Raw genomic sequence first — 26601 nt, 5'->3', positions numbered from 1 at the left:
ATGACCGCAAAAATAGAGCAGCAGGCCAGCCCGGTCGACGCGCCATTCCTCATCGATTTGGTCAAGATTTGGCGTGCTCAGGATACCAACGGAGCCTGGGAAGGGAAGAGCGATCGTGATCTGCTCGAACCCTATATCCTGAACATGGAGAAGCGGCGCGCATTGCCGATTATCGGTGATCCCGATGCCAAGACACTGTGGCGGCTTGAGCTGTTCTTCAATGCAGTTGCGCTGTCAGTAGAGAGGGAGACCGGCGTTATGATTCAGCCGATTCTGAAGCTGCATCATGAAGGCTTCGGGCGCATAGTGCTCATCGCAGGGCGGTTGGTCGCCGTAAACAAGCAGCTGCGCGACGTGCATCGCTTCGGATTCGACAGTTTCGTCAAGCTGGCTCAGGAGGGAGATAAATATGTCAGGGATGGAGTTGACCTGATTCGGAAATTCCCTGACGTGGCGAACTATTGAGGATGCACACTCATGAGCGATCGTGAAACACTGAAGGCCGAACTAAGGAAGGTGTCCGCCAAGGCGATTCAGGCCAAGATGGATCTGCACGACCTTTCGGAAGAACTGCCCATCAACTGGACCTCGATCATGGTGGTCGCGCAGAAGGCGTACGATGCTTATGCCGAACTTGAGCGCAAGAGCCTCGCCTTAAAGGCGCTGGAGAATACCTAGAGGGGCAATGCATGTCGTTTCAAACACGAGACGGACGCGACTGGACGCCACAATACTTGATCACGATCGATGCAAAGAAATGCATCGGCTGTGGCCGCTGTTTCAAGGTGTGCGGTCGAGATGTCATGACCTTGAAAGGAATCAACGAGGAAGGCGAACTTATCGAGCTCGACAATGACGACGACGAGGAGATCGAGAAGAAGATCATGGTCCTGGACGATCAGGGTGCCTGCATCGGCTGCGGTGCGTGCGCCAGGGTTTGCCCGGCCGACTGCCAGACCCACGTTTCAGCTGCAGCCGAAACTGCATGAGCGAAGGCAGCTCTCGGAGGCCTTTAAGAGCAGCAGGTCCGGCTCGGTTTAAAGGAGAGCATCTTCAGGAACAGCTGGGCTGCAACGATATCACGTTTGTGGTAGGTCTTCAGGTGCTCATCCGCGTCGAGAACGCGGGCGACATCTTCCTGGAACATCAAATGCGAGAGGACGGCGATCATCCGTTGGTCTTGTCACGTCCTGCCAGGAGAGGCATGGAGCCCGTCTAGCGGAAATGGGTGTTGTTCACGTGGGCCGCAACCATTAGTGCTTGATCCTAACCAGCACCCCGAAGTGTGGACGAGGAACGAGAACGACAAGTGGAAGCGGGTCGAAAGGCCCACGAGGTAGTCGTCCGTTCTCTTCGCAGGCACGGTGTCAACCCCGATAGTAAACGTGATCCACTGCCGGGTTCATGGTTCTTTCCGCGGTCGTCTCCACAGGGAGCCGCCGCATGATCGCGTTCAAGAGGTCTGCATCTCGACGTGAAGCGTGCGGCGTGTAAAGCCCGCAGGCACGACTTCAAGATGGCCAACACCTTCGTCCCGGCAGGGACGCTTGTTCCGCCGAAGGCGCATCTCGCGCGTTTAAGACTGCCTCATGCGGCGCGCATCTCTGGCCGGAACTCAGTGCCATCGGCGGTCAGGAAGAGACGCCAAAAGAGTCTTTAGCTAGGCGCGCAGGATGCCCAACTGCCGCTGCCCCGAGCGTGGCGAGCAATCTGCGGCGTTGCATGCACAGGTTGTGTGGCTCGATCCTGCCCGCTCGAAACAAGCTCGTGGACGTGTGGCGCGCCGGCCGTTCTCGCTGTACAGCGGCGGATGTCGATCCAGTCCCAATCGACGTTGCCGGCGAGCTGAACCGCGCGTGCTTCATATTGACGATCTGGTCCAGCCTGGCCCGGAACAGATTGCCCGATCCCCGTCGTCCTGTGCTTCTTCGGCCGCATCGCCACCTCCGATGCGACGGAATTATGGCTCTCGATTCGAGGGAATCCAGAAAATCAAATTCCAAGACTCCTATGCCCGATGCGCCAAGACCGTGCCTTCGCATATGACAACGATGAGATGCGGTTCTAGCTCATTTGCTTCAGCCGCTCTTCACTGACGAGGCGTTAGCTTCCTCTCACAAGAGCCGGCGACAGATGCTCAACCTCGGCGCGTCAGCTCGTGGTCAGCTAGACATCTTACCATCCTCGGTAGAGCTCGAGCAACGCGAGCTCTGACCCCCAAACCGTACCGACAGGAGAGCGATCCGATGTATGGCCGAATTGTTGGCTCATCTAGCCAATCCACAAGCGCTACCCAGGCTGATGAAGCAAGGCATTCAGATGACGAGGGCTTTGCGGAAAGGCTTGCAGGCATGGCGCCCGATGCTGGCCCAAGTTCGTCTCAGGCAACGACACGGCCGTACTCTGTAACTTCCCAACCTCCGATCAAAGAGATCGACAGTGATGAGTTCGGGGAAGAAGTGAAGGCCTTCTATGGCGACGACATCAAGTACATTGCCGAGCGTCCACTGGAGTACTCGGATTTCATATCCACAAAAGCTGAGCGCGCGGCAAACATTGCTAGAACCTATGGTCACACCGACGAAGATACCGACCAGGCGCGATATTACGCCTATCGCTTGGGTGACAAAACTGTCGGGCTTCTGAGGACAGAAGGCGGACTTCGGGTAGGAGGAAGGCGATTCAGCGCCCAGTTTCCCGGTCGCAACGCGGTCACATCCCAAGTAGATCTTCGGGTTACTCATCCGCTCGTCGAGAACGCAGGCGATATTCTACTTGAACATCAGCTTCGGCAAGACGGCGAACAAGCATTGATAATGTCAAAACCTGCGTTGCCAGGCATCGAGTCCCGTCTGGCTCAGATGGGCTTTGTTCCTGTGAGTGATAAGAATCACTGGGTACTTGATCCTCACCAGCATCCCGACAAGTGGACGCATAACGACGAAGGCAAATGGCAACGTGTAGGCAAACCTGAAGGATATCTTGCCGCCGAGAGTAGTGGTGCTCAGGCGAACATCGAGCGAGCTTCGAGTGAAGCAAGTGATGAGACAGAGTCGTCAGGCGATGACACATCTTGGTACTTCGAGCGCCTCAATCTAGGCCCGGGGTCGGCTGCCGAATAGTCGCTGTGGACGAGGTCGGGCCTGAAAGCGGTGGCTACTCGAGTTCATTGAGTATGTTGCTGCAGGAATGGCTCGCCACTTCAACACGCGCTTGCGTCAGGCGGCGGATCGCGCCCAGAGTGCTGCTCGATCAGCGCTGGGCCGCTCGCCGCCAACGCGGCTTAGCCCTCAGCTGCCTGCCCTGGCGCTGCGCAGGCCGGTGCTCCCCACCGCCGTTGGCTAGGGCGGCGGTCTACCGACCAATCCTGCTTGAGTGGAGCATCTTGATACAGTCGGCGACATCGTCAATGCACCAATGCAGAGCCCGTAAGAGCGGCGGCGGCGCTCAAAGAGAACCATGAAAGTGATCATGAATCCGATCGAGGATAAGCAACCTGGAAATGACATGGTCTCTCTGCGGGACGGTCAAACTTGGCCGCGAGCCTGGTCAAGGACCGCGAAACCCTGCTGGCCTGCTACGACTTCCCTGCCGAGCATTGCGATCAACTGCGAACGACGGATGAGATAGACTAGCGTTTTTCTTCATGGTGAGACGATTGCGGCGATCATTCGTCTGCCCGTCCGCATCTGGCGCGGTATTGTTCGCAAAGACGTCGATTGCCGCTGCGTCGGACGTCCGATTCGACGCCAAATAGACTTGGCGCGAATCCCTCTGTTGGCGGCTTGCACCGAGAGCGGTACCTTGTCCAGGATATTGACCGTGTGTGCACCTAGCATCGCGGTTGTCGGGTTCCGGGAAGCCTTCCAGAAGCCGAGCGCGCCGTCGCCGACGGCAATTTCCGGGCCGATCTGCAACCCGCGCTTTGCTTGATGTCGATCAGGAGCTCGCGCCTGATGGAACAGTATTGGTAATGTCATTCATGGCGTATCGCTCTTCTCGAGAGGTTTTGGCAGCGTTCGACACCCGCCTCGATACGCAACCTATCTCAGGCCCGTCATCACTCACATTCCCGCATAGTCTAGCGAAGCTCGAAGGTTCGGTCATCTCGGGCATCGGCCAATAAGTCAGCCGCCTTCTTCGATCGGGAAGGGGGAGCAGGCTCCGCGAGGTGGTTTCTTCGCGATCATATAGGCTGGTGCCGGCGCCTGGGTCACGCCGTCCTCGTTCTTGAACGCATACTTGGTCGTCCGTTAGAAAGCCGATTTCAGCGGTGATGGCCGCTGAGGGCAACAATGATGGTGGTACGCCAAGAGTACTCAGCCAGGTGAGGATGCGGCGGAAGTTGTGGGCGACGGCGGAGAGGGTGATTGTCGGCGCCGCCGGCGCGGCCTTTGAGGTAAGAGCGGTCGAGGTGACCATCGGCCTTCAGTTGTCCTATGACGGGTTCGATGGCGGAGGGGCGGCGCAGCTCGCGCTTGATGATGCCGAAGACTGCGCGCTTTTGGCCGGAGATGAAGGCGCGACGCGGGTGCACCGAAATTACTAGGTACGCTGGCGCCCCTCCATCGCCGAGGCACTCCACGTCCGAGGCGTGGAAGGAATGCAGCTGCAGCCGCGCTGGCGCTGCCGCTACGAGCGAATCTGCGTGGCCCGACCAAGCGGAAGGGCGAACGCGTTCTCGAGCGCAGATTGACCTTCGATGTTGCGGTGGATCTCGCGGATGATCCGGCCCAGCCGGCTGCGCGGGATGCGCAACTGCCGGTGATGCCGCTTGAATTGCTTGCAACGGCGTAGCAGGAATCCATCATTGCCGCCGTCTTGGCAATACCAAGATAGGACTACCGCAGCTTGCCCCTGGGCTTGCTCGCCAGGCGGCTGATCTCCTTGATCGCCGCCGGGGCAGCAGCTTGGTCGGTTGGGAAGGTGATGGGCTTCGCTGCACAGTAGTGTCGACCGTGACTCGCTTGAGGTCCTGATTGCATAACGTGCCGTCCTCGTGCGCCACCCGCAGGCGGTTGGCCTGCAACACCTCCAGCTTGTCGGCCGCTTGCGCCAGTGGCTCAGGTCCCAGCGCTCGTGCCCGGAAACACGTTCCGACACTTGTACGGTTCTTGCAGGCTTGATTGCACGGCGACAATGAAGAACGTTTTCCAATAAACGAGCGATGAATGCAGCCAGACGCGATCTATGCGATTTGCGGCTTTAACGACATTCCAAGCCGCCAGGCCATGGGATTCCATCTTATGGTCGTCGATGATAATGGCAATCACCGACCGTGGTCCATCATTGTGGTGCGCTGGGGCAAAAAGGTACTTGGCTATGTCAATCAATGCCCTCACAACAGCGTCAATTTGGACTGGGAGCGGAACCAATTCCTGGACCCATACGGTATCCGACTGATGTGCGGCAAGCACGGTTCGACCTTCGAACTCGGCACCGGCCGGTGTGCCGAAGGTCCATGTCAGGGTAGAACGCTCACGCCGATCGCGTTGGCAGTTCTGGATGGTGATATCTGTGTCCTCGGCGTGCGTCTTGTCGAAGACGATGCATCGCCAGACAACTGAAGACCGCCTCAGACCGGGCGGTTCTCGTTGCGGTTTTTCACCGGCTCCATCCTCTTTAGCCCGCCATCGTAAGAGATCTCCTCATAGGACAGATCGAGATCCTTTGCGGCATCGAGGAGGTAGTCAAGCTTGCCGCGCGGATCGAGCTTCTTGATGTCGTCCTTGTTCAGCCCGACCAGGTCCATCATCTCCTTCCAAACGGTGGATTCATCGCAGGGTAAGACGTGGAAGTTAATATCGCCGAACTTCACTCTGTACTTCGCCAGTAAATCGATGTTGTTGCAAAACATGAAGTAGCTTCCGGTTGGGCTTAAGGCGCCGTCAAGGACGGTTGCTACGTCAGCAAGATACGCGAAGGAGTGTAGGTATCCGGCTAGCACCGGAAAAGTGCGTTCTCCGTCCTGAGCGATCGTTAGAACCTGCTCGATCGAATAGTCCGGCGGTCGCTTCTCGTCGGCGACCTGAGTCTGGAACTTCAGTGCGATGTCGCCACGAAAGCCGAACCGGCCCGGCTTGGTAGTCGCGCCTTTGAGTACGGCGTTGAGCAGGCGGCCCTCCTTCTCAAATCTGCCGAGTGCGGTGTTCTCGATTGCAGTCATTAAATTCGTCCTCGATCTAAGCTCTTCACCGACCCGTTGGTCGGTGCCAGATGCGATGCAAATTGCCTGCCGCCGCAGCGTAGCAGCGCAGCCTAAGAAGAAAACGTGTCATTGGCTGGCACCGCCTCATGTAAGCAATCCTACACCTGTTCCAAAGCCAACGTGCGAAGGCGCGCATCATTAAGTGTCTGCGCGCTGGCACGTGACTTGCTGTTAGCGACGTTCAAGCTGATGAGGGAAAGACGTGATCAACCTGACCGATAGCGCAGTGAATGCGATCAAGAGTGCGATATTATCGTCCACGCGCCCGTCCGGCGGTCTGCGCGTCATGATTGAAGCAGGCGGCTGCAGTGGATTCAAATACAAGATGGGTCTGGCCGAGGAACCGAAGCCTGACGACACCGTGATCGAATGCAATGGGCTGAAGGTGTTCGTCGATAGCAAGAGCTGCGATCATCTAGTCGGTACGACCATCGATTTCGTCGTGGCGCTGGAGGGCTCTGGATTTACCTTTCACAACCCGAACGCCACCGCAAACTGCTCCTGCGGGAAATCGTTCTGCTGATGAAAAACATTGTTCAGGTGATGAGAAGAAAACATCGAAGCGCGCCGGCCGAGCCAAAACAACCGAGGCAATCGTCGTCCACTACGACAAAGCGGGAGGGTCGCATTCGCGACGCGCTTGAAGATATCATGCCTCATTCTACAACTCCACGGTGGCGGATAGCAGCTGATCGGCATCGATGGCAGCCTGTTTATGGCTAGGCTGGCCGGTGGCTGTACGTCGTGTAAGCTTTCGAGGGCGAGCGTTAAAATCCGCGGATTTAGTCGGCGAATCCTCGTTGCTGGTACTGGTGGGGCAGTGGATTGAGCGAAGATCGAGCGCCGATTTACCTCGATAACAATGCAACGACACGGACTGACCCGTCCGTCGTGCAAGCGATGTTGCCGTTCTTCACTCAGAACTTCGGCAATGCCTCATCCAGGCATGCCTTTGGCAACGACGTCGCAGTTGCTGTGAGGCAGGCCCGGCGAAGCCTGAGGGACCTGTTAGGTAACGCATACGATCATGAAATCGTCTTCACCTCGGGAGGGACCGAAGCCAATAATGCCGCGATCCTCTCTGCTCTGGCGACGCAGGACGAGCGAGACGAAATTGTCACTACTTCGGTTGAGCACTCCGCTGTACTTGCGCTAACTCAGCAATTGGCGGCAAGGGGAGTCAAGACGCACATAGTACCCGTAGATGCTTGCGGCCGGCTCGACATCGAGGCGTTTCGCTGCGCGCTTGGGCCACGCACAGCCATTGCCTCCGTTATGTGGGCCAATAACGAGACCGGAACGCTGTTTCCTGTGGAGTTTCTGGCCGGATTGACCCGTGAGGCGGGCGCGCTGTTTCACACAGATGCAGTCCAGGCAATTGGGAAGGTGCGTTTGAACCTAAGGGAAAGCGCGATCGACATGCTGTCGCTATCCGCGCACAAACTGCACGGCCCCAAGGGGGTCGGCGCGATATATTTGCGCAAAGGGACTAAATTCCGGCCGCTAATCTGCGGCGGATCACAGGAACGAGGGCGCCGCGGCGGGACCGAGAATGTTCCCGGGATCGTCGGCCTGGGAAAGGCTGCCGGGCTTGCGGCGGAGCGGCTTGAACCCGAGCGCGTTCGCATTGGCGCTTTGCGCGACCGCCTTGAACATGGAGTTTTGCGCAATGGGGAGTGCGTTGTGCTCGGTGACGTCAGCAATCGGTTGGCGAACACGGCCAATATTGCCTTCGACCACCTCGAAGGCGAAGCCATCGCCCACCATCTCGATCGGGCGGGCATAGCCGTGTCGCTCGGATCAGCCTGCAACTCCGGTTCAATGCAGCCATCGCATGTTCTGTGTGCCATGCAGGTGCCGACGTGGCGGATGCACGGCGCCGTGCGCTTTTCTCTGTCGCGTGAGACCTCGTTGGCGGAGGTCGATGAGGTCGTGTGCGCTGTGTCCGACATTGTGGCTCGCATGCGCGCCATCTCCGGCGCCACTGTTAGGGAGTAGACCTTGTGAAGATCATGATCCGCCGGTCTCCGGAGGGCCTGTCCATCTACGTGCCAAAAAAGGATCTCGAAGAGCAAATCGTGGAATCCGAGTACGAGACGCTATGGGGCGGCTGGATCAAAGTGGCTAATGGCTGGGTATTCGATTTGCCTGATATGGCGAGCGACACCCGGTTGCCAATCACAATCAATGCGAAAAAGCGGGACGAGACCGGGCACGATCCCTGAAGACACTCCCGCAGATCGACTTTGTCGTTGCGGCGGCTGCATGGGGCGCTCTCGTTGGTTTGAGGGCCCCGAGTATTGTTCCATATCGTCCTGGCCACGCTGAATGGCGCAGATCCGTTCTGCCGACAACGCCAGACGCATTGGCCGGCTTCTTCGCCAGCAAATTTGCGCCGCCGCAGCCAGTTACGGGCAATGCGGTCAGGGGCGACCCCGGTATATCCAAATTAGCAAACATATCGCTGTCGCAACGGAATTGATGACGCAGGCAATCGCTCGCTCAGTTGAGCCGAGGCGGTTACACTCCATCCTGCTCCCCGTCGTTGGGCGTCCAGCAGGATCCGTGGTAGCCACTACTGGCCTTGTCGAGCCCGGATCCCCCCGCGTGTATCGGGCTTGCGAGAGCCGCAACGCGGCAAACGCGTTAGATGGAGCGGCGTTCGGGGGAGCTTAGCGCGAGAATGAATGCGCAAGGCATAAAGCTCTGGGTGAGAATGGCGACGTATCTGTCGTTTTGCTAACAAGCTCATCATGGCTGTTGTTGCATGCGCCAGTGCTAACGTCGCGCCAACTCGATGGCCTGCGGCTGCGATTGCATCATTCTGGCCATGGCATGCAAGTTGCTACCCAGCTTTATGAGGCTCGCTCAAGGATGGTCCTAGGAGAGCGACGATGTCTCCAGGGAAAAGCGAATGAACGCGGTCGTCGGACGCGGTACATATGTCAAAGCTGCAGTAAATCACGGCAAGATGATGCAGCCCACCACCGATCATAAGGGCTGCTGCGCTTCGGCCAAGACCGGGCAGGCGAGCTGCGGCTCGAAGGCCGGCCAAGGCGATCTGCCAACCGAAATCTGGGAAAAGGTCAAAGACCATCCCTGCTATAGCGAAGACGCGCACCATCATTACGCTCGCATGCATGTCGCGGTCGCGCCTGCCTGCAACATCCAGTGCAATTACTGCAACCGAAAATACGACTGCGCCAATGAATCGCGTCCGGGCGTGGTGAGCGAGAAACTCACCCCTGAGCAGGCGGTGAGAAAAGTGCTCGCGATCGCGACCACCATTCCGCAGATGACAGTGCTTGGCATCGCTGGACCGGGCGATGCTCTGGCTAATCCAGCAAAGACGTTCGAAACGTTCGAGCTGGTCTCCAAGGCGGCTCCCGACATCAAGCTTTGTCTGTCAACCAACGGACTCGCACTGCCGGACTATGTTGATACCATTGTCAGGTCCAAGATTGACCACGTCACGATCACCATCAACATGGTTGATCCCGAAATCGGAGCCAAGATTTATCCGTGGATCTTCTTCAACCACAAGCGTTACACGGGCATCGAGGCGGCAAAGATACTCACTGATCGCCAGCTGCAAGGCCTCGAGATGCTTAGCGAGCGGGGTATCTTGTGCAAGATAAACTCGGTGATGATCCCCAACATCAATGATGACCACTTGGTGGAGGTCAACAAGGCGGTCACGTCGCGCGGTGCCTTCCTTCACAATATCATGCCGCTGATCTCCGCACCCGAGCATGGCACAGCATTTGGCCGCAACGGTCAGCGCGGCCCGACGGCGCAAGAATTGAAAGCGCTGCAAGATGCCTGTGAAGGGCAGATAAACATGATGCGGCATTGTCGCCAGTGCCGCGCCGACGCGGTTGGTCTACTCGGGGACGATCGAGGCCCAGAGTTTACCACTGATCAGGTGATGAAAATGGACGTCCAGTATGACTTAGAGATGCGCAAGGCTTATCAGAAAAGAGTAGAGAATGAGCGCGTCTCCAAAGCCGAGGCCTGCCAAAAGGAGCTTGAGAAGCTTTCCGGAGAGATCAGCGCGATCACTCTTCTGGTGGCTGTGGCAACCAAGGGCTCGGGGTTGATCAACGAGCACTTTGGGCATGCAAAAGAATTCCAAATGTACGAGCTTTCTACATCCGGCGCCAAATTCGTTGGCGTACGCCGCGTGGAGGTTTACTGCCAGGGCGGTTATGGCGAGGAAGATAGACTTTCCACCATCGTGCGCGGCATCCGTGACTGCCATGCGGTCTTCGTGGCCAAGATTGGCGGCGGCCCCAAAAGCAATTTGATCAAGGCGGGCATCGAGCCGGTCGATCAATTCGCCTATGAGTTCATTGAGAAGTCGGCGATCGCTTGGTTCAGATCCTATCTCGACAAGGTGAGGCGCGGGGAAGTCCAGCATGTGGAGCGCGGCGACGCCGCGGTTCCGCTTCGGATCTCTGCGGCATAAGGAGGAATGTGTGCCGTTCAAAATCATCGCCTCGCAGTGCACGGGCTGCTCTGCCTGCGAACCCTTATGCCCGAACGTTGCTATATCGGAGAAGGAGGGGAGCTTTGTCATTGAGGCGACGAAATGCACCGAATGCGTCGGCCATTTTGACGAGCCGCAATGTGTAGCCGCCTGTCCGGTCGACAATACCTGCGTGGTTGACACGTCCTTGCCCCGCTATCAAGCGCCAGGCTAAAGCGTGAGATCTCATGAACGGCATGCCAGGACCTAGTGCTGAATCCGTCGCAAGCGTCGCCCTCGGGCTGGCGGCCTTGCAGGCGCGGGCGTTCGTACCCTACGGCGACTGCTCTGCATTGTCCTGCGGTCGTGCTGTTGGGTCGGCAGCACGGCCTGGCGGCATCTCGGAGCTCCGAGGGCGCTTCGTGGTACGAGAGCGGCCTCGAAGGCAGCCCTCCCATCGTCGATGCGATTGACGATACGGCGGGTGGGCACCGAAATGATGCAGAGTGTTGCCCGCGTGAGCTAGGCGGCTTCTCGGCATCTCTAGAGGGAGCGGCGCATGAGGAGGGGATAGATGAACAGCATTCTTCGCGACAGCGATATCGTCGAGCTCAGCGGCCCACCCGTCTTTACCTTTGGCCAAAAGCTTCGAGCCAATCGCACCATCCGAAATGATGGCACCTATCCCGGCAAGGAGATTGGCGACCTCTTAGTTAAGAAGGGGGAGGTGGGGTACGTCGTCTCGATCGGCACTTTCCTGCAGCAATTCTACATCTACGGTGTGGAATTTCTGGACAGCGGCCACCGCGTTGGCATGAAACGCAAGGAGCTAGAGCCGGTGGAGACCTGTGAGGAGATCGATGATCTGCCGTTACCGGAGGAGTCATGACTCAGCAAGGCGTTCCGAAATATCGACGGGGCCAGCGAGTCAAAGCCGCAGTCGACCTCACCAACGACAGCTCATTTCCGAACGCGGAGCCCGAGGGAGTCTTGCTCGCCGCCGGAGCGACCGGCGAAATCATCAAGGTCGCTATCCACACCGAAGCGAACGTGCCGGTCTATATTGTCGATTTTGGTGAGGCGCTGCTCATCGGCTGTCTTGAAGAAGAAATAACAGTGCTTTGAAGGAGGCTTTCGCCATGAATGCCGCGCTGATGAGGAAAGCAAAGGCGGGGTTGCTGCCTCACCCAAACGAGCTCGATCGCAAACGAATTGAGCGGGGCTTGAGCGCGCGCAAGCGCTATCTTTACGTCTCGCCGAAAGTGGGGCCGGTGAGGGGCGGCTACCTCGTCGAGAGCCCTTGTTGCTCGCACAACATCGACACGGATGGCGCTCTCATCGATGTCGCCCTAATTCTTTATGATACCGTGAGCGGGATCTGGAAGTTATTTCGGAAGAATCATGCCCAGGGAGTCTGGGAATTTTACAGCCTTTACCTCCGCTTGCCTTCTGCAATCGACGACTTGAACGCGGATCCTGAGCGTCTGTTCTGGCAATAAGGGACCACCCTTTAATTGAAAAGAAGCCACGATGGCGCTCACCGCGAAAGAATTGATCGAAATCGAACGACCGCTTGCTGCGGATGGCGCCGACATGGTTCCGTTTGTTAGGCGGCGGCGCCGTTTGCCGCAGCTTTCTTGGCACCGCTGTCATGCGTCAGAGTTATCGGATCAGCCGTTCCGAGTCGATCTTCATATGCTCGATCGATCGGATCGCTGCGTGCAGATTACGCCCCGACCCAACTCGACCGACTAGCGTCCTTTTGGCCAAAGGAACGGTGTGCGGGCACTGAAATAGCAGAGTTTTAGCTGGATGGAGCGCACACCTATCATCGCAAGAGATGAGCAAGCGGACCTAGGAGACGTGCTTTGTACATCGTGATCCACAAAAAAAGCAGGAGCGCGCTGGATGCCACCGGCGACATGTACTGGTCCAGGAAAGGGAGAAGAAATGTTCCAGGCGAGCGCGGAAGAAGGCCTGCTCAATCATAAAAAGTCTCGGCGTCCAAGGCTCGGCTTGAGGCCTGCGCCGAGTGCCCGAAGCCAAGCACGTTATAACCGAGATCGTCGGTCTCTTCGGCCCGTGATCGATAATGTTACCAAAATAGGAATCGTATGAACTCGCAAGAAATCGTCATCCACGTCCGCTTCGCCCCGAACGGGAGGGTGATACAAATCAGCGAGCGTCCGGCCAAGCTCACGCCAGACCAGTGGTTTGATGTCCTCAACACCCGTGCCAGCTCGGCTTATCGGCCGCTCACTCGTGGCCGCGGGATTTTTCGGCTGAGCCGGACTGCGGTTGATATCTTCAAGCAGGAAACTGCGAGGCCGAGATGAGCGAACAAAACCCGGCGGGATTTGATGAGTGAATAGGTCCGAGGGTTTTGCCGTCTTTCCGGCCGATGCCATTGAGCTGAACGAGGCCATTGGCTCGGGGGCCGCTGATAGAAGCGAGAAGCGAACGACATTGCCCCTGCTTCGGCAGTAATTGCGAGGCGCGCAGTCCAAAGCGAAGGATCGTTGCAGCAGCGAACGTTGCGCATCTGGTGTGCAACTTACCTTAAAGAATTTGGATCGTGAATAAGCGATGAGTGGATAAACAGATCGAGATGACAGGAGAAGAGGTTGGAATTGATCAGGAGGCGGCTTCGGACGCGTAGGTATCTATCGCTCATCTTTGGCGACGACAACCACTATGACGCCCGCTCATTGCGCCTGTTTCGCAAGCGCGGGTGGGAATCATGGGACGTTCAATAGTAAGAGACTGTTGGGCATGATGTGCTCGCACCTCATCCCTTCAGCACTATCAGAGGATAGGCGGATGAACTCAGAAAGAGAAATGGAGCTCCCTCAGGTTTATCGGCATCATGTCTTTGCCTGCAACACGCAGCGTCCGCCAGGCCATCCCCACGGCAGCTGCGGCGCCTCAGGCGCGCAAGCCCTGTGGGATCGAATGGGCAGGGCGATCAAAGCGCAAGGCCTCAACGATATTGGTTTCACGATGGCGGGCTGCCTTGGATTTTGTAACTCTGGTCCCTTGCTGGTCGTCTATCCCGGTGGAATCTGGTACCGCGTGACCACGCTTGAGGACGTTGACGAGATCGTCAAATCCCACCTCAAGCAGGGCAAACGTGTCGACCGCCTTGTGATGGTGCTCAAGCGAAGTTAGAGGCGTCGTCGCGACCACTTGACCGGACCAGCAAGCATGGACGGCATGCTCGTCCATGAGCTGCCCGGCCGCTCGGAGCTCGGATCGTCTGAGGTTGACCGTCCAACTCGAGCTCCGGGTCGCTAACAGTAGGTCATTGACATGGGGCGCGGCGCACCGCCTGTTGTGAGGCCAAATAGGCAAAATGGCTCCTCTGCAACGCGCGGCGAAGCAGTAATAGGATTATAACGCGCCGATCTGTTCGTGTATCGTCACTTACGTGCCGCGCGATCCGTGGCTCACAGCGATAGCAATGCTACGAATGAATTTCTGCCTCTGGCCAGCTGACGCGTCGATGACGCGTCAGCCGGCTCCCCACTGCAGACGGCGAGGGCAGGAGGTGCGCTTGATGCGCTCGCAGCGTCCGAGTTGATCAAACGGAGTCTCCTTTATGACCCTGTTCTGGCCTCAGAACCTGTAAGCGACGCCCCCGCTGACGAGCCATGGATCGATATTGGCGCGCCCGGTGACAGCAATCGTATTGTTTACGGTCGCGGAGTACTCCGGCCGCAGCCACAGCTTCTTCACGTCAAAATTGAGGCCCCAGTGACGGTCAAGCATGTAATCGAAGCCGAATTGGACCGCCGCGCCGAATTGGTTTCTGATGTGTAGATCCGTGACGGCAAGGCCGCCAAGCGACGCATTGGCTGCCGATTGGTTGAAGAATGCAGTGTAGTTGATGCCAGCGCCGATATAGGGCTTGAACTGGCCGAAATCGGTGAAGTGATATTGCAGGGTTAATGTTGGCGGCAACAGCCAGGCGGTGCCGATATCGAGCCCAGTGAGGACGCCATTGCCGCTGATGTGATGGCGAGTCGCTCCGAGAATGAGTTCAGCGGCTACGTTCCTTGTGAAGAAGTAGGTGATATCGAGCTCTGGTATGGCTCGATCGCTGAGCGAAAGCCCTGAACTTGGTGAAGACAGCGATGGCGTCCCGGCAACGTTGACCGAGCTACCTGCGGTATCCGGCAAAACGCCGAGCACGCGCAGGCGGATCATCCAGGGGCTGTCGGGCTCTATTGGAGGCGCTTTATAGTAGACATAGTAGACCGGCGCCGGGCCCAGATCCGCACCTCGTACCGAATTGCTGGCCAACGAGCTCGCAAGCGCGAGGACCGATGCCCTCGCCAGAACTGTTAGTACTCTCATCGATGTCTCCATTCCAAAACTCGCGCGAGCAGCCGCGCGAGATCTCTGTCACACATGAGGAACGGAGTAGTATTTGATACCAATCAAAATCGAAGCGACCGTTAGCACAATTGTCCCGCTAAGTTGCATTAGGATCACGGCTGCGAAACGTGTTCTGCTTTGATCGTTATTCAATCCAGTAGTCAGTCTAAACGAATCCTTTGAAGAATCTGCCTCTCGGGGTGGCGCTCCGATTGAATGCGGGCCGCCGAGGTCGCGCGTGATAAAGGTAGCAAATGCGGCTACGTCTCTCACATGTTGCAAAGCGGCAAGCGCGGCATTCCAGTGGAATATCGGCGATGCCAACCTACGAGCAACCGCTCGCGCGGGCCCTTTCAGGGAAGCGCTCCGCGGTTACTTGGCGTAAAGCAAGCCGGAAGTGGAAACGTCATTCTTTGCCTCGCCTGATGGCTGGCACTCGGCGTCTTCACGTCTGCGGGCAACGCGTGCGGTGTGCTTCGTGCAAGCAGACCTCGAGATCATCTTGCGTCTTGCCGCCAAGCAGCGACAGCACTGGCGCACGATCGAGTCCGGCACTTCGTGCCCCGTCTACGTCGATCAGCGGTCGTCGTATTAGGAGCGGATCCCCTACCATCAATGCGAGTGCGCTTGCCGCGTCGATAGAATCGGGATTGACTTCGCCTGACTTGATACGAGGCGCGGCTCGGTTGAACCAGGAGTTAACGGGCATATTGCGGAAGAAGCTGCCCAATTCGTCCGCGTGCCATGGCTGCTTCAAGATGTCTTGCACGACCACGTCATGGCCGGCGGACTTGAGCGCTTTAATCTGACGCGCGTTACTGGCGCAGCCGGGCTTCTGATAAACGATGATTGTCGCCACGGCATACCTATGTAGGGATGCTGAGCTGAATCTGTGGCAAGCCGCTGCCGCTGTCGCGAGCCCATTCGAAGTTCTTGCCCGTCAACTCCGATATCTGCGCATCGAGCGCCGTACCGCATTTGCAACACTCGCCGCTGGTCCGCCATGTTTCGAGCCCGTCCGGCATATTCACTCTCCCGAAATCGCTCGGGTTGTGAGAGGAACAGCAAGTTCCGTTCCACAACTGGAGAGATCGGAATAGATCCCGTGATTCCGGCTTTTGGCGTTGATGTTTGTGCTTGTTTGTTTGTTTTCCGACAGCCGCGCAGATCGCGTCACATCCAAGACAACCAATGATCACGCGCCGGCTGGTTGGCTTTTGTAAGCGTAATCAGAAGCTTAATGTGTGGATTCAAGCGCTGGCACGGCTGTTGCTAATGAGCTGCAGCAACACTGAGTGAGGGCTGAGTGCAGGCCGACGCCCACGGCGAGCGATGCGCTCCTTCCCTTGAACCCGTGTGCCCCGCTTCTGTGAGAGAACCAAGCTCGCACAAGAAGTGCGCAACTTTTTTGGCAAATCGGTTGATGGAGAGCAACATGTCTTCACTAAGACAAATCGCGTTCTACGGCAAAGGCGGCATCGGCAAATCCACCACTTCGCAGAACACGCTGGCGGCCCTAGCCGAGATGGGTCAGAAAATCCTGATTGTAGGGTGCGATCCGAAGGCGGACTCGACTCGCCTGATTCTGCACGCCAAGGCGCAAGACACGATTTTGAGCCTTGCCGCGAGCGCCGGCAGCGTGGAGGACCTAGAACTCGAGGACGTAATGAAGGTCGGCTACAGGGAGATTCGTTGCGTGGAGTCCGGTGGTCCTGAGCCAGGTGTCGGCTGTGCCGGCCGCGGTGTCATCACCTCGATCAATTTTCTGGAAGAGAACGGCGCCTACGAGAACATCGACTATGTTTCGTACGACGTGCTTGGCGACGTTGTTTGCGGCGGCTTTGCGATGCCAATCCGCGAGAACAAGGCGCAGGAAATCTATATCGTGATGTCCGGTGAGATGATGGCGATGTATGCCGCGAACAACATTTCCAAGGGCATCCTGAAATACGCGAACTCTGGCGGCGTGCGGCTGGGCGGTCTGATCTGCAACGAGCGGCAGACCGACAAGGAGCTGGAACTGGCGGAAGCGTTGGCAAAGAAGCTGGGTACTCAGCTGATCTACTTCGTGCCCCGCGACAACGTGGTGCAGCATGCAGAACTGCGCAGGATGACGGTTCTCGAATATGCACCCGATTCCAAGCAGGCTGATCACTATCGCAATCTTGCAACCAAGGTTCACAATAATGGCGGCAAAGGCATCATCCCCACCCCGATCTCCATGGACGAGCTCGAGGACATGCTGATGGAGCATGGCATTATGAAGCCCGTGGACGAATCCATCATCGGCAAGACCGCCGCCGAACTCGCGGCCTCGTAAAGGCGCGCGACGGATGCCGGTCTCCCTCACCGCCCATCCCGGGAGGCCGGCATTCTGACGAGCGACCCTGATCAAAACCAGGATGCGGCACGCAAACCTGACCATTGTGGAGACCCGCAAAATTTGTCCGAAGCGCACTTCGTTCCGTTGCTGGCTGCTTGTGCCGTTGATGTCAACACCCAGATGCACAGGGGAATTGCAACCTACCGCATGCTCACCGGTGTGCCGCCTGCAGATGCCGACATTACCATTGACAGCAATCTCGATCGCCATGTCCTGGCGTCTATCCTGGCGGCTGCCACAATGGATGGTGGCTCCCTTCCCGAGAAGGCTGGCCTGTCCGGCCTTGAACTGGTGGCCTTGCTGGAGCAGTACTTTCCCACGCTTGAGATCAAGCTCGCGAAGCAGCTTTCGGCTTGCAAGTGCGAAGAGGACGACGAGATCGCAATGCTGCGCGATCTCTTGCTCAAGCAACGATCGACGGAAGGGGATATCGGCCGCTGGCTGGCTGCGATGATCGCGCGCCGCGCGATAGAGCCGGACCATCTGTGGGAAGCTCTCGGCTTGCGCAATCGTGGCGAACTCTCTCGGTTGCTGAGCCGTCATTTCGCGCCGCTCGCCGCGCGCAATTTCAACAATATGCGCTGGAAGCGCTTCTTCTACCGCATGCTTTGTGAGAATGAAGGCCTCGTGATGTGCACAACACCCGTGTGCAATCAATGTCACGACTTCAACATCTGCTTCGGTGAAGAAAGCGGTGAGAGCCGGATGGCCGAGCGCCGGCGCGATTTTCTGTTGCAGGCGGCTCGGCCGGTGGTTTCCGGCGACTGGCCGCCTGAACTGCAACAAAGGTCCGCTATCGCCCAGTCATCCGAGAAAGCCTCGCCGGGTTTGGTAAGCCGCGCGGGACGTTGAGGGCGCGGCTGACGCCGTTTCCATGCGAGCGAGTGACCATGTGTTCAAGGCCGCGGCGGCCCCCAAGTGCTCCGCGACAATTCTCACATCCTGGCGAGCCGCAATTGCTAACGTTCGAACTCGGCGTAGCAACAGGCAAGGCGTCCGCTTGATGACCTGTCGCATTTGCGACAATTCATTTGCTCAAGAAGGTCGAGGACGGAAGCGGTAGAGTCGTCAATGGATTGGCCGGGACGGCAGGCTGGCATGCTGGTTGCTGAAGCGTAGGTAGGTCAAACAATGAGGAGCTCTCGCGTGATCGCCGCGAACACCACCGCCAAATCGTCTCGGTACGACCAGGTGCGCGCCAAGCCCACCGTGCTCAACGACACGACATTGCGCGACGGCGAGCAGGCACCTGGCGTTGCGTTTACCACAGACGAAAAGCTGGCGATCGCGCAGGCGCTAGCCCGGGGCCGGAGTCACGGAGATCGAGGCGGGAACGCCGGCGATGGGCAACGAGGAGATCGCCGCCATCCGCGCCATTGTCGAAGCAGATCTTCCGCTGACCACCATAGGCTGGTGCCGGATGCGGGAATCTGATGTCGACGCGGCGATCGAAGCAAAGGTGTCCATGATCAATATGTCCGTCCCGACCTCCGATGTCCAGATCGCGGCCAAGCTAGGTGGTCATCGCGACCTGGCGCTAGAACGGGTGAAGCGAGTGGTAGGCTATGCCCGTGAGCGCGGACTTGAGGTCGCCGTCGGTGGTGAGGACTCCTCCCGCGCCGACATTGATTTTCTCATTAGACTGATGGCGACTGCAAAAGCCGCGGGCGCGCGTCGCTTTCGTATTGCAGATACGCTCAGTGTGCTCGATCCCGACGCAACCTACGCGCTGGTCGGAAATTTGCGTGCGACTACCGATCTCGAACTCGAATTTCACGGTCACGATGATCTAGGACTCGCAACCGCGAACACGCTCTCCGCCATCAGGGCTGGCGCGAGCCACGCCTCAGTGACCGTCATCGGGCTGGGCGAGCGGGCCGGAAATGCACCGCTCGAGGAAATCGCGGTCGCACTCAAGCAGCTCTACGGGCGCGAGACTGGCATCATACTCCCGGAGCTCGAGAACGTCGCCACGGTGGTAGCAGCCGCGGCCGCACGTGCGATTCCTATGAACAAGGCGATCGTCGGACAGCATGTATTTGCGCATGAATCCGGCATTCATGTCGCTGGCCTTTTGAAGGATCAACGCACCTATCAATCGCTTGATCCCGTTTTGCTTGGCCGCTGCAACCGCTTTGTGTTCGGCAAGCATTCCGGACTTGCGGCGATCACCGCGATACTCGATGAACTGCAGCTCGTCGCCAGCGACGATCAAGCCAGGCAGATCCTGTCGCAAGTCCGCAAATATGCCATCGAGCACAAGCTGCCGGTCGAGCGCGAAACCGTGGCGGCGATCTGGCGCGACGTGTGCGGATGCTTGGCACCCCACCCCCGCGTGAAAAGCCGTGTCCAGCAACGTTTGCGTCGACCCTTGGCAAACCGACGCGCCGCAAGGACAGTGTGCGATGTCGCTGATGGCACGAGCGGCGTCCAGCTCTCGCACGTCAGATCCCCTGGCGCGATCTCACCTCCAGATCTTACTTCCCGTTCCGCCATACATGCTGTGATCTCCTACCCAATGACGAGCTGTCCCCGGACTGCCAATCGGCATCTCCTCGCCCGGCTGATTTCCGGCCTGACGACCGACCTGACGAGCGCCAAGCTAGATCGTGATTTGGCCATTGATCCCGGATCTTCATCGGAACTGGCTTCGTCACCGGCGGACCTGCCGATCTGGGCAGCGAAGTTGGGGGCACCGCTTTCCGGAGTCAGGCTGTGGCGATGCGCACCAGCTGTGCGAGGCAGGACGGCAGCAGTCAACACGCGCCCCCCATCTCATTGACCGTCCAGAGCTAATCCGAAGGAGAATTTTCGATGATCAGCTCATCTACGCCAGCCGGTATTCTGGATCGGCTCAGCAAGGCCTCGTCGGCAGAGGATTTTTTCTCGCTGCTTGGCGTCGATTACGACCCCAAAATCGTAAATGTCGCGCGCCTTCACATCTTAAAGCGCATGGGACAATATTTTGCCGAAGAGCAATTTACTGGCGCCGAAGAGCCGGAAATCAGAGCGAGCTGCAAGGCGATGCTGGAGCAAGCCTATGCAGATTTCGTGGCATCGTCACCGATCGATCAGCGAGTGTTCAAGGTTTTGAAGGATGCCGTCGCGGACCGTAAGAAGGCCGCGGCCTTTGTCCCGTTGAGCGAGTTGAAGTGATCTAGCGTTTCACTGTAAGCGAATTACGCACCGGCCGGCGCCGAGGCAATCCGATATTGGGGCCTTCTCTTTGTGCTCAAGTATCTGCAGCCATCACCGGAGCGGCGGCTGTCGTATTCCCGACCCATGTCTGGACTGGTCGTGTCGACGGTATCAGCGGTTGTTTGAATTGTGTCGCAGGCCATTACTTCCGACTGGTTTTCAATGGTCTTTGCAACTGGTACGACACTTGCTGTTGTCCTGTCAGCGGTGCCGACAGATAGCAGTCGACCGCGATGAGTTTGAAGGAGGACCTATGATGCTGTTTTTACTACCTGCTGAGACCTGCGCTACCATTTCGAGGCCCATAATTGCGTTAGCTCCCCTCGAAACCGGTTTTGACGCGATCAAAGCTCCGTAACGTCGGTGAGATGCTGGTCAATGGATAAGTCTTCGCTTCGCGTTACTCCTGCACCCCGTATGCACAACATCATCTGCATCAAATCGGTCCCCGATCCCGCTCAGATTTGTGCCCATCTCATGGCGGATGGGAACGGTGCCACGAAGAGCGCCAGGTTCGGCCCATACGGAGTGCTTTCGTTTGACGGTCGGGATGGATTGCGTGATAGAAGTGTTGCCAGGATCGCCCTCGTTTGCACCGCCAATGTGGAGTCGTTGGGCCGAGCTGGGTCGCAGGTACTGCGCAGCGTACGAACTCGCCCACTCAGGCACCGAAGCGATCGGTTAGAATCACCACAGCGCCCTGGCGAGCCGCGGTGGCGCTCGTCGAACCCGACGGGTAACAGTCGAGTTTGGAAGACCTCTGCAAATCCGGTCGGACGGGTGCGTCTATTGCGACGACCTGTGTTGTTGTGTGGCCGGTCCGAACACGCAGGCGGGGCAGAGCAGCCAGCCACTTGCTAACCGAAAGTGATCTTCAGTTGACGAAGCGAAAAAGCAACCCGTGGCGCCGGCGCCCCTATCGTTGAGGAGGAATTTGAAACTATGAGCAACGTCAGCAGAACGGCCATGCCAGCGGCTGCCGGCCGCGCAGCAGCCAAAAAAGAGCTGCCGGAGCGCTTTAAGTCGTACAAGCACGTCTGGGTCTTCGTCGAGCTTGAGCGTGGTCAGGTGCATCCCGTTTCCTGGGAGCTTATGGGTGCAGGGCGCGGCCTTGCCGACAGGCTAAAAGTGAATCTTGCCGCTGTGGTTATCGGTCCGGAGGGGCAGCACACACGTAACGCCGCGCTTGAAGCCTTTTGCTATGGCGCCGATCTGGCCTATCTCGTGAGCGACAATGTTTTGTCGGATTACCGTAACGAATCCTATACCAAGGCCCTAACCGAACTCGTCAACACCTACAAGCCCGAGATCCTGCTGTTGGGTGCGACGACGCTCGGTCGCGATCTCGCAGGTTCTGTGGCGACGACCCTATCGACGGGGCTCACTGCCGACTGCACCGCGCTGGACGTGGACGCCGATGGTTCGCTTGCGGCGACGCGTCCGACCTTTGGCGGCTCGCTGCTCTGCACGATCTACACGCTAAATTATCGTCCGCAGATGGCCACCGTCCGCCCGCGGGTCATGCCGATGCCTGAGCGTGTCGACCGCGATGCCGCTCGTATCGTCGTTCATCCGCTCGGCCTTTTCGAAGACGATATCGTCACAAAAGTATTGTCATTTCTGCCCGACCGCGATGCACAAACGTCCAATCTGGCCTATGCCGATGTCGTGGTTGCGGGCGGCCTAGGACTAGGATCGCCTGAGAACTTTCGGTTGGTGCGCGAGCTCGCATCCCTGCTTGGGGCTGAATATGGCTGCTCGCGTCCTCTCGTGCAAAAAGGGTGGGTTACGTCTGACCGGCAGATCGGCCAGACAGGCAAAACCATCCGGCCGAAGCTCTATATTGCCGCGGGGATTTCCGGTGCGATCCAGCACCGGGTTGGCGTCGAGGGCGCGGATCTGATCGTCGCCGTCAATACTGACAAGAACGCTCCGATCTTCGACTTCGCCCATCTCGCGATCGTCAGTGATGCCACTCAATTGCTACCGACGCTGACGGCTGCATTCCGCGCGCGGCTTTTGCCAGAATCGCGCGCCCGGATCGCGGTCTAGAGGAGATGAGGATGATTGAAGAGAAATTCGATGCGATCGTGGTCGGAGCCGGTATGGCCGGAAACGCGGCGGCATTGACGATGGCCAAACGCGGCATGAAGGTGCTGCAGCTCGAGCGGGGCGAATATCCCGGATCGAAGAATGTGCAGGGCGCCATCCTATATGCCGATATGATGGAAAAGCTGATCCCCGAGTTTCGAGAGGAGGCGCCGCTCGAACGCCACCTGATCGAACAGCGGTTCTGGATGATGGACGACCGCTCCCATGTCGGCATGCACTACCGTTCGGAGGACTTCAACGAGGAGCGGCCGAACCGCTATACGATCATACGCGCTCAGTTTGACAAATGGTTTTCTTCCAAGGTGCGTGAAGCTGGTGCGATCGTGCTGTGCGAGACCACCGTCACCGAGCTCGTACGGGACGATCGTGAAAGGATCGTCGGTGTTCGTACAGATCGCAGAGACGGCGAAATACATGCCGACGTCGTCGTCCTGGCCGAAGGGGTCAATGGCCTGCTCGGCACACGTGCAGGCCTACGCGCGCGCCCGACAGCCGACAACGTTGCGCTCGCGGTTAAGGAAATGCATTTCCTGCCTCGCGAGACTATCGAGGCGCGCTTCAATCTCAGGGGCGATGAAGGCGTCGTGATCGAAGCGGCCGGCACCATTTCTCGTGGCATGACCGGGATGGGTTTCATCTACGCCAATAAAGAGTGCATTTCGCTTGGCATCGGTTGTCTTGTCGCCGACTTCCAGCGCACGGGCCAAACGCCGTACGGACTGCTCGATCAATTCAAGAGGCATCCCTCTGTGGCGCCCCTGTTAGCAGGGTCCGAAGTCAAGGAATATTCGGCGCATCTCATTCCCGAAGGCGGTTACAAGTCGATCCCGCAGCTTTTTGGGGAAGGCTGGGTCGTAGTGGGCGATGCGGCCCAACTCAACAATGCCATTCATCGTGAGGGCTCCAATCTCGCGATGACCTCCGGCCGTATCGCCGCGGAAGCGATAGGTCTGGTTAAATCACGCGGCGAACCGATGAGTGCAACAAATCTGTCAATTTACAAGAAGATGCTGGACGATTCGTTCGTCATCAAAGATCTGAAGAAGTACAAGGATTTGCCGCCCCTAATGCATACTCACTCCCAGAACTTCTTTCTCACCTATCCGCAGCTCATCTCCAAGGCGATGCAGAACTTTGTGCGCGTCGATGGTACGCCCAAGGCTGAAAAGGAGAAAGCTAGCCTGAAATCCTTTGTCAAGGCGCGGTCATGGTCAGGTCTGTTCGGCGATGCTTGTCGTCTTGCGCGGGCCTGGCGCTGACCGCAACAGTGTGAAGTCCAACAATGGAAGGCCAAAGCATGAGTTCCGAACCCGCGGTGCGCGTCGAAGACAAGCTGTATTACAACCGCTATCTTGTCGACGTCGGAAACCCTCACGTCAAGGTCCGTGCGCACACAACGCCATCGCCGCAGCTACTTTCACTTTTGAAAGTCTGCCCCGCGCGGTGCTATGAGCTCAACGACGGCGGCCAGGTCGAGGTAGCGGTTGACGGCTGCATCGAGTGCGGTACCTGTCGCGTTATCGCTGAGCCGACCGGCGACATCCAATGGAGCCATCCGCGCGGCGGGTATGGTGTGCTGTTCAAGTTTGGGTGATGGTGAACGAAAGGCCGTCGGGCGACCGAGGCGAGGCGTGGGAACTCATCCTATCCGTGGCGCATTGCGTGTCATCTGCGGGACGGCGGGAATTCGACCACGACGCTCTTAATGAGGACGCCGCGCAACATGACTTGCCGACGTGACCCGCCGTGCAGCTCGTGCGGGAGCCGCAAAGGCCTCGTTGTGGTGCCACTGCGTGGCGCCCCAACTGCGTCGATCGAATGGCAGAGTAGAGATCAGCCTCTCGCCTGAGCGGGGGCGGACCCAGCGGCCTCGATAGCGACCGCCACTGACTGCGTGATCGCAGCAAAACGCACAGCGGTGTGTATCGCTCTGGAATCAACGCCCGCGGCCCTCAGTGTCTTCTCATGGGCATCAATGCAGACACCGCAACCATTTATGACGGAGACAGCAAGCGACCACAGCTCGAAATCTGTCTTGTCCACCCCGTGATTGCCGATCACGTCCATACGTAGCCGTGGCGGCATCGTCTTGTATTCCGGGTCGGAAACGAGGTGAGCGAAGCGGTAGTAGACGTTGTTCATTGCCTCCACAGTGGCGGCGGCTTTCGCTGCGGCGATCTCTACAGAGGTCATCACGGCGGACGCCGCGCATTCCAGCGCGGCCACCAGGGCTGCATTGCGGGTGGCAGCCGCACTCGCCAGCAGCAGCCCGTATTTTCTCTGCAGCGAAAACGTCTCGTCGGTCACCACGGAGATCAAGTTAAGCCGGACATCCTTCGCGAAATCGGGAATCCTTATTTGTTCGATCCACGACATGCTGCCTCAAGCAACTTTCAAGGTTTCGCCGCCGATTTCGCGGTTGCAGGGACAGAGCTCGCCGGTTTGCAGCGCGTCCAGAACGCGGAGCGTGTCCTTAGGACTGCGCCCCACACTGAGATTGGTCGCGTAAACGTGCTGGATCGTGTTTTGGGGGTCAACAATGAAGGTGCAACGATAGGCGACCCCTTCGGGTGAACGCACACCAAGACCATCGACGAGCGTTCCCTTTGTATCGGCAAACTGCCAGATTGGTAGATTGTGCAGGTCGACATGCGAACGCCGCCATGCAAGCTTGCAGAACTCGTTGTCAGTCGAACCACCCAGTACAACCGCATCCCGTTCAGCGAATTCTTTGGAAAGCCGGGCAAATTCCGCGATCTCTGTCGGGCAGACGAATGTAAAGTCCTTGGGGTAAAAGAAGATAATCTTCCATTTTTCCGGAAAGCTCGTTTCGGTCAGCGTCTCAAATGCACTCTGCCCTTCTTCTTCCTGCGCATGAAAACCGGGCTTCACGCCTGTGATGTCGAATGGCGGCAACTGACTTCCAATTCCGAGCATGCTGTCCTCACAAACTTGCTTTTGTAGATCGTGACCTCACTGGTGGAGCAAACTATATGCCACCCGTTCTTAGGTCTGGAATGGGCGCAACAAGACCAGCCCAGCGGCTTGGGTCCGGGCATGTTCGCGCGCTTGGTGCCTCGATCAGCACTAAGCTGACGGTCATCTGGAGCACCAATGCTCTTACAAGGCGTTGGGGCCAACCTGCAAAACACCGCCATACCCCAGCAGAGGAATGGCTACGATTGCGGTGCCTTTGAGCTCGACGGAACGCGCGCGCTGGTCAGGCGGGTGGCGGGAAGACGACAGACCTGAACCGTAGCAGTCTCGTGATCGACCGGCACGGCACCGCAAAGCCGGCTACGGGCTTGATGTCGGCTTGCGCTGTTTAGCGGGCGCAGCTGGTCGAACTGGGACGTCTCGCCATTGAAGGTCCACAATCGGCACGTTCGTAAGACATCAAGGTGGCGCAGGAGCGGACGCTAGAGCTAAGGCGGCTTCCGGAGATGGCGAAGATTCTGATGGACGATTGCGGAGCCGACGTGCTCGGCAGCCCCACTGTCGCGTTCAGGTCGTCCGGTATCGTTGTAACCAAACACCGCAGCTCGGGTTGGGCCCGGCTGCGCGCCACGATCAAGGCAGCAGCCTGCCAAGTCCGCGGTGAGGCTCGCCCGTCGGCATCTCCCGCACGCTTCGCAATAAGGTCGATCTCCTCGCGATCAGCAAATTCGCCAAAGAACGAGAAACAGCTGGCCGGGCCGACGGCTGCGGCCTCGGCAAGCCCATTTATACCAAGACTAAAGGGCACCTGCTGCCGAGTGGTTGCGAAATCGAGATCTTTTCTCCCCTCGCAACATCGATTGCGAGTATAATGTGCGTGCCCATTTGCTGGCCTCGAGTGTCGCTGCACCTGTCGCC

General features: G+C 58.1%; 29 protein-coding genes and 3 pseudogenes. 22 read left to right on the top strand and 10 right to left on the bottom strand.

All coding sequences use genetic code 11. The annotated features are described in order from the left end of the window. The 3 genes from I6F16_RS12520 to fdxB are packed head-to-tail and all read left to right on the top strand — an operon-like array spanning position 1 to position 989. On the top strand, positions 1 to 465 hold the full coding sequence (locus I6F16_RS12520) for a NifX-associated nitrogen fixation protein (protein ID WP_225124657.1): 465 nt from the start codon (positions 1 to 3) through the stop codon (positions 463 to 465). 12 nt (positions 466 to 477) lie between these two features. Then, positions 478 to 678, top strand: coding sequence for a CCE_0567 family metalloprotein (locus tag I6F16_RS12515; RefSeq protein ID WP_036014914.1), 201 nt, complete (start codon positions 478 to 480; stop codon positions 676 to 678). Between the two features lie 11 nt (positions 679 to 689). Further along, a complete protein-coding gene (fdxB, locus tag I6F16_RS12510) occupies positions 690 to 989 on the top strand; it encodes a ferredoxin III, nif-specific (RefSeq protein ID WP_124163606.1) in 300 nt (99 codons plus the stop codon). Positions 990 to 1012: 23 nt separating this feature from the next. Here the strand turns inward: fdxB and I6F16_RS12505 are convergent, their stop codons facing one another. Next, a complete protein-coding gene (locus tag I6F16_RS12505; RefSeq protein ID WP_225173788.1) occupies positions 1013 to 1171 on the bottom strand; it encodes a hypothetical protein in 159 nt (52 codons plus the stop codon). 612 nt (positions 1172 to 1783) lie between these two features. Further along, a pseudogene (locus I6F16_RS12500) lies at positions 1784 to 1938 on the bottom strand (IS5/IS1182 family transposase); the annotation flags it as partial. A 308-nt stretch (positions 1939 to 2246) separates the two neighbouring features. Here I6F16_RS12500 and I6F16_RS12495 point away from each other — a divergent pair. Next, complete coding sequence (locus I6F16_RS12495) at positions 2247 to 3122, top strand: host specificity protein (protein WP_225173787.1); 876 nt, start codon at positions 2247 to 2249, stop codon at positions 3120 to 3122. A 522-nt stretch (positions 3123 to 3644) separates the two neighbouring features. Here the strand turns inward: I6F16_RS12495 and I6F16_RS12490 are convergent. Both I6F16_RS12490 and I6F16_RS12485 read right to left on the bottom strand, forming a co-directional pair. Next, positions 3645 to 3980: a hypothetical protein gene (locus tag I6F16_RS12490; RefSeq protein ID WP_225173862.1), complete on the bottom strand. Its 336-nt coding sequence runs from the start codon at positions 3978 to 3980 to the stop codon at positions 3645 to 3647. Positions 3981 to 4320: 340 nt separating this feature from the next. Next, positions 4321 to 5082, bottom strand: a pseudogene (locus I6F16_RS12485) (IS5/IS1182 family transposase); the annotation flags it as partial. Between the two features lie 89 nt (positions 5083 to 5171). Between I6F16_RS12485 and I6F16_RS12480 the strand changes: the two are divergent. Further along, positions 5172 to 5567, top strand: a complete 396-nt coding sequence (locus tag I6F16_RS12480; RefSeq protein ID WP_225173786.1) for a Rieske 2Fe-2S domain-containing protein — start codon at positions 5172 to 5174, stop codon at positions 5565 to 5567. A gap of 8 nt (positions 5568 to 5575) precedes the next feature. On the opposite strand, the gene I6F16_RS12475 is transcribed toward I6F16_RS12480, so the two are convergent. Then, complete coding sequence (locus tag I6F16_RS12475) at positions 5576 to 6166, bottom strand: hypothetical protein (RefSeq protein WP_036031952.1); 591 nt, start codon at positions 6164 to 6166, stop codon at positions 5576 to 5578. Between the two features lie 244 nt (positions 6167 to 6410). Between I6F16_RS12475 and I6F16_RS12470 the strand changes: the two genes are divergently transcribed. The 10 genes from I6F16_RS12470 to I6F16_RS12420 all read left to right on the top strand — a co-directional run bounded on the left by I6F16_RS12470 (position 6411) and on the right by I6F16_RS12420 (position 13844). Continuing rightward, a complete protein-coding gene (locus tag I6F16_RS12470) occupies positions 6411 to 6731 on the top strand; it encodes an iron-sulfur cluster assembly accessory protein (protein ID WP_225173785.1) in 321 nt (106 codons plus the stop codon). A 302-nt stretch (positions 6732 to 7033) separates the two neighbouring features. Then, complete coding sequence (nifS, locus tag I6F16_RS12465; protein ID WP_225173784.1) at positions 7034 to 8206, top strand: cysteine desulfurase NifS; 1173 nt, start codon at positions 7034 to 7036, stop codon at positions 8204 to 8206. A gap of 5 nt (positions 8207 to 8211) precedes the next feature. Continuing rightward, on the top strand, positions 8212 to 8433 hold the full coding sequence (nifT, locus tag I6F16_RS12460) for a putative nitrogen fixation protein NifT (protein ID WP_036031961.1): 222 nt from the start codon (positions 8212 to 8214) through the stop codon (positions 8431 to 8433). Positions 8434 to 9122: 689 nt separating this feature from the next. Beyond that, on the top strand, positions 9123 to 10676 hold the full coding sequence (gene nifB / locus I6F16_RS12455) for a nitrogenase cofactor biosynthesis protein NifB (RefSeq protein ID WP_225173783.1): 1554 nt from the start codon (positions 9123 to 9125) through the stop codon (positions 10674 to 10676). Between the two features lie 10 nt (positions 10677 to 10686). Continuing rightward, positions 10687 to 10911, top strand: coding sequence for a 4Fe-4S binding protein (locus tag I6F16_RS12450; protein WP_036031964.1), 225 nt, complete (start codon positions 10687 to 10689; stop codon positions 10909 to 10911). 339 nt (positions 10912 to 11250) lie between these two features. Beyond that, positions 11251 to 11565, top strand: coding sequence for a nitrogen fixation protein NifZ (locus I6F16_RS12445; protein WP_225173782.1), 315 nt, complete (start codon positions 11251 to 11253; stop codon positions 11563 to 11565). Continuing rightward, positions 11562 to 11801 (top strand): nitrogen fixation protein NifZ, encoded by a 240-nt coding sequence (locus I6F16_RS12440; RefSeq protein WP_036014885.1) that lies wholly within the window; start codon positions 11562 to 11564, stop codon positions 11799 to 11801. The genes I6F16_RS12445 and I6F16_RS12440 overlap by 4 nt, the downstream gene beginning before the upstream one ends. A 14-nt stretch (positions 11802 to 11815) precedes the next feature. Further along, on the top strand, positions 11816 to 12175 hold the full coding sequence (locus I6F16_RS12435; protein ID WP_050996303.1) for a DUF3024 domain-containing protein: 360 nt from the start codon (positions 11816 to 11818) through the stop codon (positions 12173 to 12175). Positions 12176 to 12206: 31 nt separating this feature from the next. After that, positions 12207 to 12431 (top strand): hypothetical protein, encoded by a 225-nt coding sequence (locus I6F16_RS12430; protein ID WP_225173781.1) that lies wholly within the window; start codon positions 12207 to 12209, stop codon positions 12429 to 12431. Between the two features lie 1065 nt (positions 12432 to 13496). Further along, positions 13497 to 13844: a (2Fe-2S) ferredoxin domain-containing protein gene (locus I6F16_RS12420; RefSeq protein ID WP_225173779.1), complete on the top strand. Its 348-nt coding sequence runs from the start codon at positions 13497 to 13499 to the stop codon at positions 13842 to 13844. Between the two features lie 447 nt (positions 13845 to 14291). Here the strand turns inward: I6F16_RS12420 and I6F16_RS12415 are convergent, their stop codons facing one another. The 3 genes from I6F16_RS12415 to I6F16_RS12405 all read right to left on the bottom strand — a co-directional run bounded on the left by I6F16_RS12415 (position 14292) and on the right by I6F16_RS12405 (position 16078). Further along, complete coding sequence (locus I6F16_RS12415; protein ID WP_225173778.1) at positions 14292 to 15044, bottom strand: OmpW family outer membrane protein; 753 nt, start codon at positions 15042 to 15044, stop codon at positions 14292 to 14294. A gap of 454 nt (positions 15045 to 15498) precedes the next feature. Then, positions 15499 to 15912, bottom strand: a complete 414-nt coding sequence (locus tag I6F16_RS12410; protein WP_225173777.1) for an ArsC/Spx/MgsR family protein — start codon at positions 15910 to 15912, stop codon at positions 15499 to 15501. A 7-nt stretch (positions 15913 to 15919) separates the two neighbouring features. Next, positions 15920 to 16078 carry a hypothetical protein gene (locus I6F16_RS12405; protein WP_225173776.1) on the bottom strand — a complete coding sequence of 53 codons (159 nt, stop codon included), beginning with the start codon at positions 16076 to 16078 and terminating at the stop codon, positions 15920 to 15922. 410 nt (positions 16079 to 16488) lie between these two features. Here I6F16_RS12405 and nifH point away from each other — a divergent pair, with 410 nt between their 5' ends. From nifH to I6F16_RS12370, 7 genes and pseudogenes are all read left to right on the top strand, one after another. Next, positions 16489 to 17373 carry a nitrogenase iron protein gene (nifH, locus tag I6F16_RS12400; protein ID WP_036014954.1) on the top strand — a complete coding sequence of 295 codons (885 nt, stop codon included), beginning with the start codon at positions 16489 to 16491 and terminating at the stop codon, positions 17371 to 17373. Positions 17374 to 17496: 123 nt separating this feature from the next. Continuing rightward, positions 17497 to 18288, top strand: coding sequence for a nitrogen fixation protein NifQ (locus tag I6F16_RS12395; RefSeq protein ID WP_225173775.1), 792 nt, complete (start codon positions 17497 to 17499; stop codon positions 18286 to 18288). 294 nt (positions 18289 to 18582) lie between these two features. Further along, a pseudogene (nifV, locus tag I6F16_RS12390) lies at positions 18583 to 19747 on the top strand (homocitrate synthase); the annotation flags it as partial. A 503-nt stretch (positions 19748 to 20250) separates the two neighbouring features. Continuing rightward, positions 20251 to 20592, top strand: a complete 342-nt coding sequence (nifW, locus tag I6F16_RS12385) for a nitrogenase stabilizing/protective protein NifW (protein WP_225173774.1) — start codon at positions 20251 to 20253, stop codon at positions 20590 to 20592. A 984-nt stretch (positions 20593 to 21576) separates the two neighbouring features. Further along, entirely contained in the window at positions 21577 to 22686 is a 1110-nt protein-coding gene (locus I6F16_RS12380) for an electron transfer flavoprotein subunit alpha/FixB family protein (protein ID WP_036014870.1), read from the top strand. A gap of 11 nt (positions 22687 to 22697) precedes the next feature. Then, positions 22698 to 24005 carry an FAD-dependent oxidoreductase gene (locus tag I6F16_RS12375; RefSeq protein WP_036014868.1) on the top strand — a complete coding sequence of 436 codons (1308 nt, stop codon included), beginning with the start codon at positions 22698 to 22700 and terminating at the stop codon, positions 24003 to 24005. A gap of 38 nt (positions 24006 to 24043) precedes the next feature. Continuing rightward, positions 24044 to 24340, top strand: a complete 297-nt coding sequence (locus I6F16_RS12370) for a ferredoxin family protein (protein ID WP_036014950.1) — start codon at positions 24044 to 24046, stop codon at positions 24338 to 24340. 239 nt (positions 24341 to 24579) lie between these two features. On the opposite strand, the gene I6F16_RS12365 is transcribed toward I6F16_RS12370, so the two are convergent. After that, positions 24580 to 25122, bottom strand: coding sequence for a carboxymuconolactone decarboxylase family protein (locus tag I6F16_RS12365; protein ID WP_036014866.1), 543 nt, complete (start codon positions 25120 to 25122; stop codon positions 24580 to 24582). Positions 25123 to 25128: 6 nt separating this feature from the next. Continuing rightward, on the bottom strand, positions 25129 to 25683 hold the full coding sequence (locus tag I6F16_RS12360; protein ID WP_036014864.1) for a peroxiredoxin: 555 nt from the start codon (positions 25681 to 25683) through the stop codon (positions 25129 to 25131). Positions 25684 to 26601 lie beyond the last annotated feature (918 nt).

The organism is Bradyrhizobium sp. IC4060 (assembly GCF_020193715.1).
Taxonomy (GTDB): Bacteria; Pseudomonadota; Alphaproteobacteria; order Rhizobiales; family Xanthobacteraceae; genus Bradyrhizobium; species Bradyrhizobium yuanmingense.
This window is presented reverse-complemented; position numbering and strand designations above follow the sequence as displayed.

Coding starts and splice junctions, on each gene's coding strand:
- I6F16_RS12420 (WP_225173779.1), top strand. CDS start 13,497: ATGAACTCAGAAAGAGAAATGGAGCTCCCTCAGGTTTATCGGCATCAT.
- nifW (WP_225173774.1), top strand. CDS start 20,251: ATGATCAGCTCATCTACGCCAGCCGGTATTCTGGATCGGCTCAGCAAG.
- I6F16_RS12430 (WP_225173781.1), top strand. CDS start 12,207: ATGGCGCTCACCGCGAAAGAATTGATCGAAATCGAACGACCGCTTGCT.
- nifB (WP_225173783.1), top strand. CDS start 9,123: ATGAACGCGGTCGTCGGACGCGGTACATATGTCAAAGCTGCAGTAAAT.
- I6F16_RS12360 (WP_036014864.1), bottom strand. CDS start 25,683: ATGCTCGGAATTGGAAGTCAGTTGCCGCCATTCGACATCACAGGCGTG.
- I6F16_RS12480 (WP_225173786.1), top strand. CDS start 5,172: ATGCAGCCAGACGCGATCTATGCGATTTGCGGCTTTAACGACATTCCA.
- I6F16_RS12365 (WP_036014866.1), bottom strand. CDS start 25,122: ATGTCGTGGATCGAACAAATAAGGATTCCCGATTTCGCGAAGGATGTC.
- I6F16_RS12435 (WP_050996303.1), top strand. CDS start 11,816: ATGAATGCCGCGCTGATGAGGAAAGCAAAGGCGGGGTTGCTGCCTCAC.
- I6F16_RS12520 (WP_225124657.1), top strand. CDS start 1: ATGACCGCAAAAATAGAGCAGCAGGCCAGCCCGGTCGACGCGCCATTC.
- I6F16_RS12515 (WP_036014914.1), top strand. CDS start 478: ATGAGCGATCGTGAAACACTGAAGGCCGAACTAAGGAAGGTGTCCGCC.
- fdxB (WP_124163606.1), top strand. CDS start 690: ATGTCGTTTCAAACACGAGACGGACGCGACTGGACGCCACAATACTTG.
- I6F16_RS12445 (WP_225173782.1), top strand. CDS start 11,251: ATGAACAGCATTCTTCGCGACAGCGATATCGTCGAGCTCAGCGGCCCA.
- I6F16_RS12440 (WP_036014885.1), top strand. CDS start 11,562: ATGACTCAGCAAGGCGTTCCGAAATATCGACGGGGCCAGCGAGTCAAA.
- nifH (WP_036014954.1), top strand. CDS start 16,489: ATGTCTTCACTAAGACAAATCGCGTTCTACGGCAAAGGCGGCATCGGC.
- I6F16_RS12370 (WP_036014950.1), top strand. CDS start 24,044: ATGAGTTCCGAACCCGCGGTGCGCGTCGAAGACAAGCTGTATTACAAC.
- I6F16_RS12380 (WP_036014870.1), top strand. CDS start 21,577: ATGAGCAACGTCAGCAGAACGGCCATGCCAGCGGCTGCCGGCCGCGCA.
- I6F16_RS12490 (WP_225173862.1), bottom strand. CDS start 3,980: ATGACATTACCAATACTGTTCCATCAGGCGCGAGCTCCTGATCGACAT.
- I6F16_RS12375 (WP_036014868.1), top strand. CDS start 22,698: ATGATTGAAGAGAAATTCGATGCGATCGTGGTCGGAGCCGGTATGGCC.
- I6F16_RS12495 (WP_225173787.1), top strand. CDS start 2,247: ATGTATGGCCGAATTGTTGGCTCATCTAGCCAATCCACAAGCGCTACC.
- I6F16_RS12475 (WP_036031952.1), bottom strand. CDS start 6,166: ATGACTGCAATCGAGAACACCGCACTCGGCAGATTTGAGAAGGAGGGC.
- I6F16_RS12415 (WP_225173778.1), bottom strand. CDS start 15,044: ATGGAGACATCGATGAGAGTACTAACAGTTCTGGCGAGGGCATCGGTC.
- I6F16_RS12505 (WP_225173788.1), bottom strand. CDS start 1,171: ATGATCGCCGTCCTCTCGCATTTGATGTTCCAGGAAGATGTCGCCCGC.
- I6F16_RS12405 (WP_225173776.1), bottom strand. CDS start 16,078: ATGCCGGACGGGCTCGAAACATGGCGGACCAGCGGCGAGTGTTGCAAA.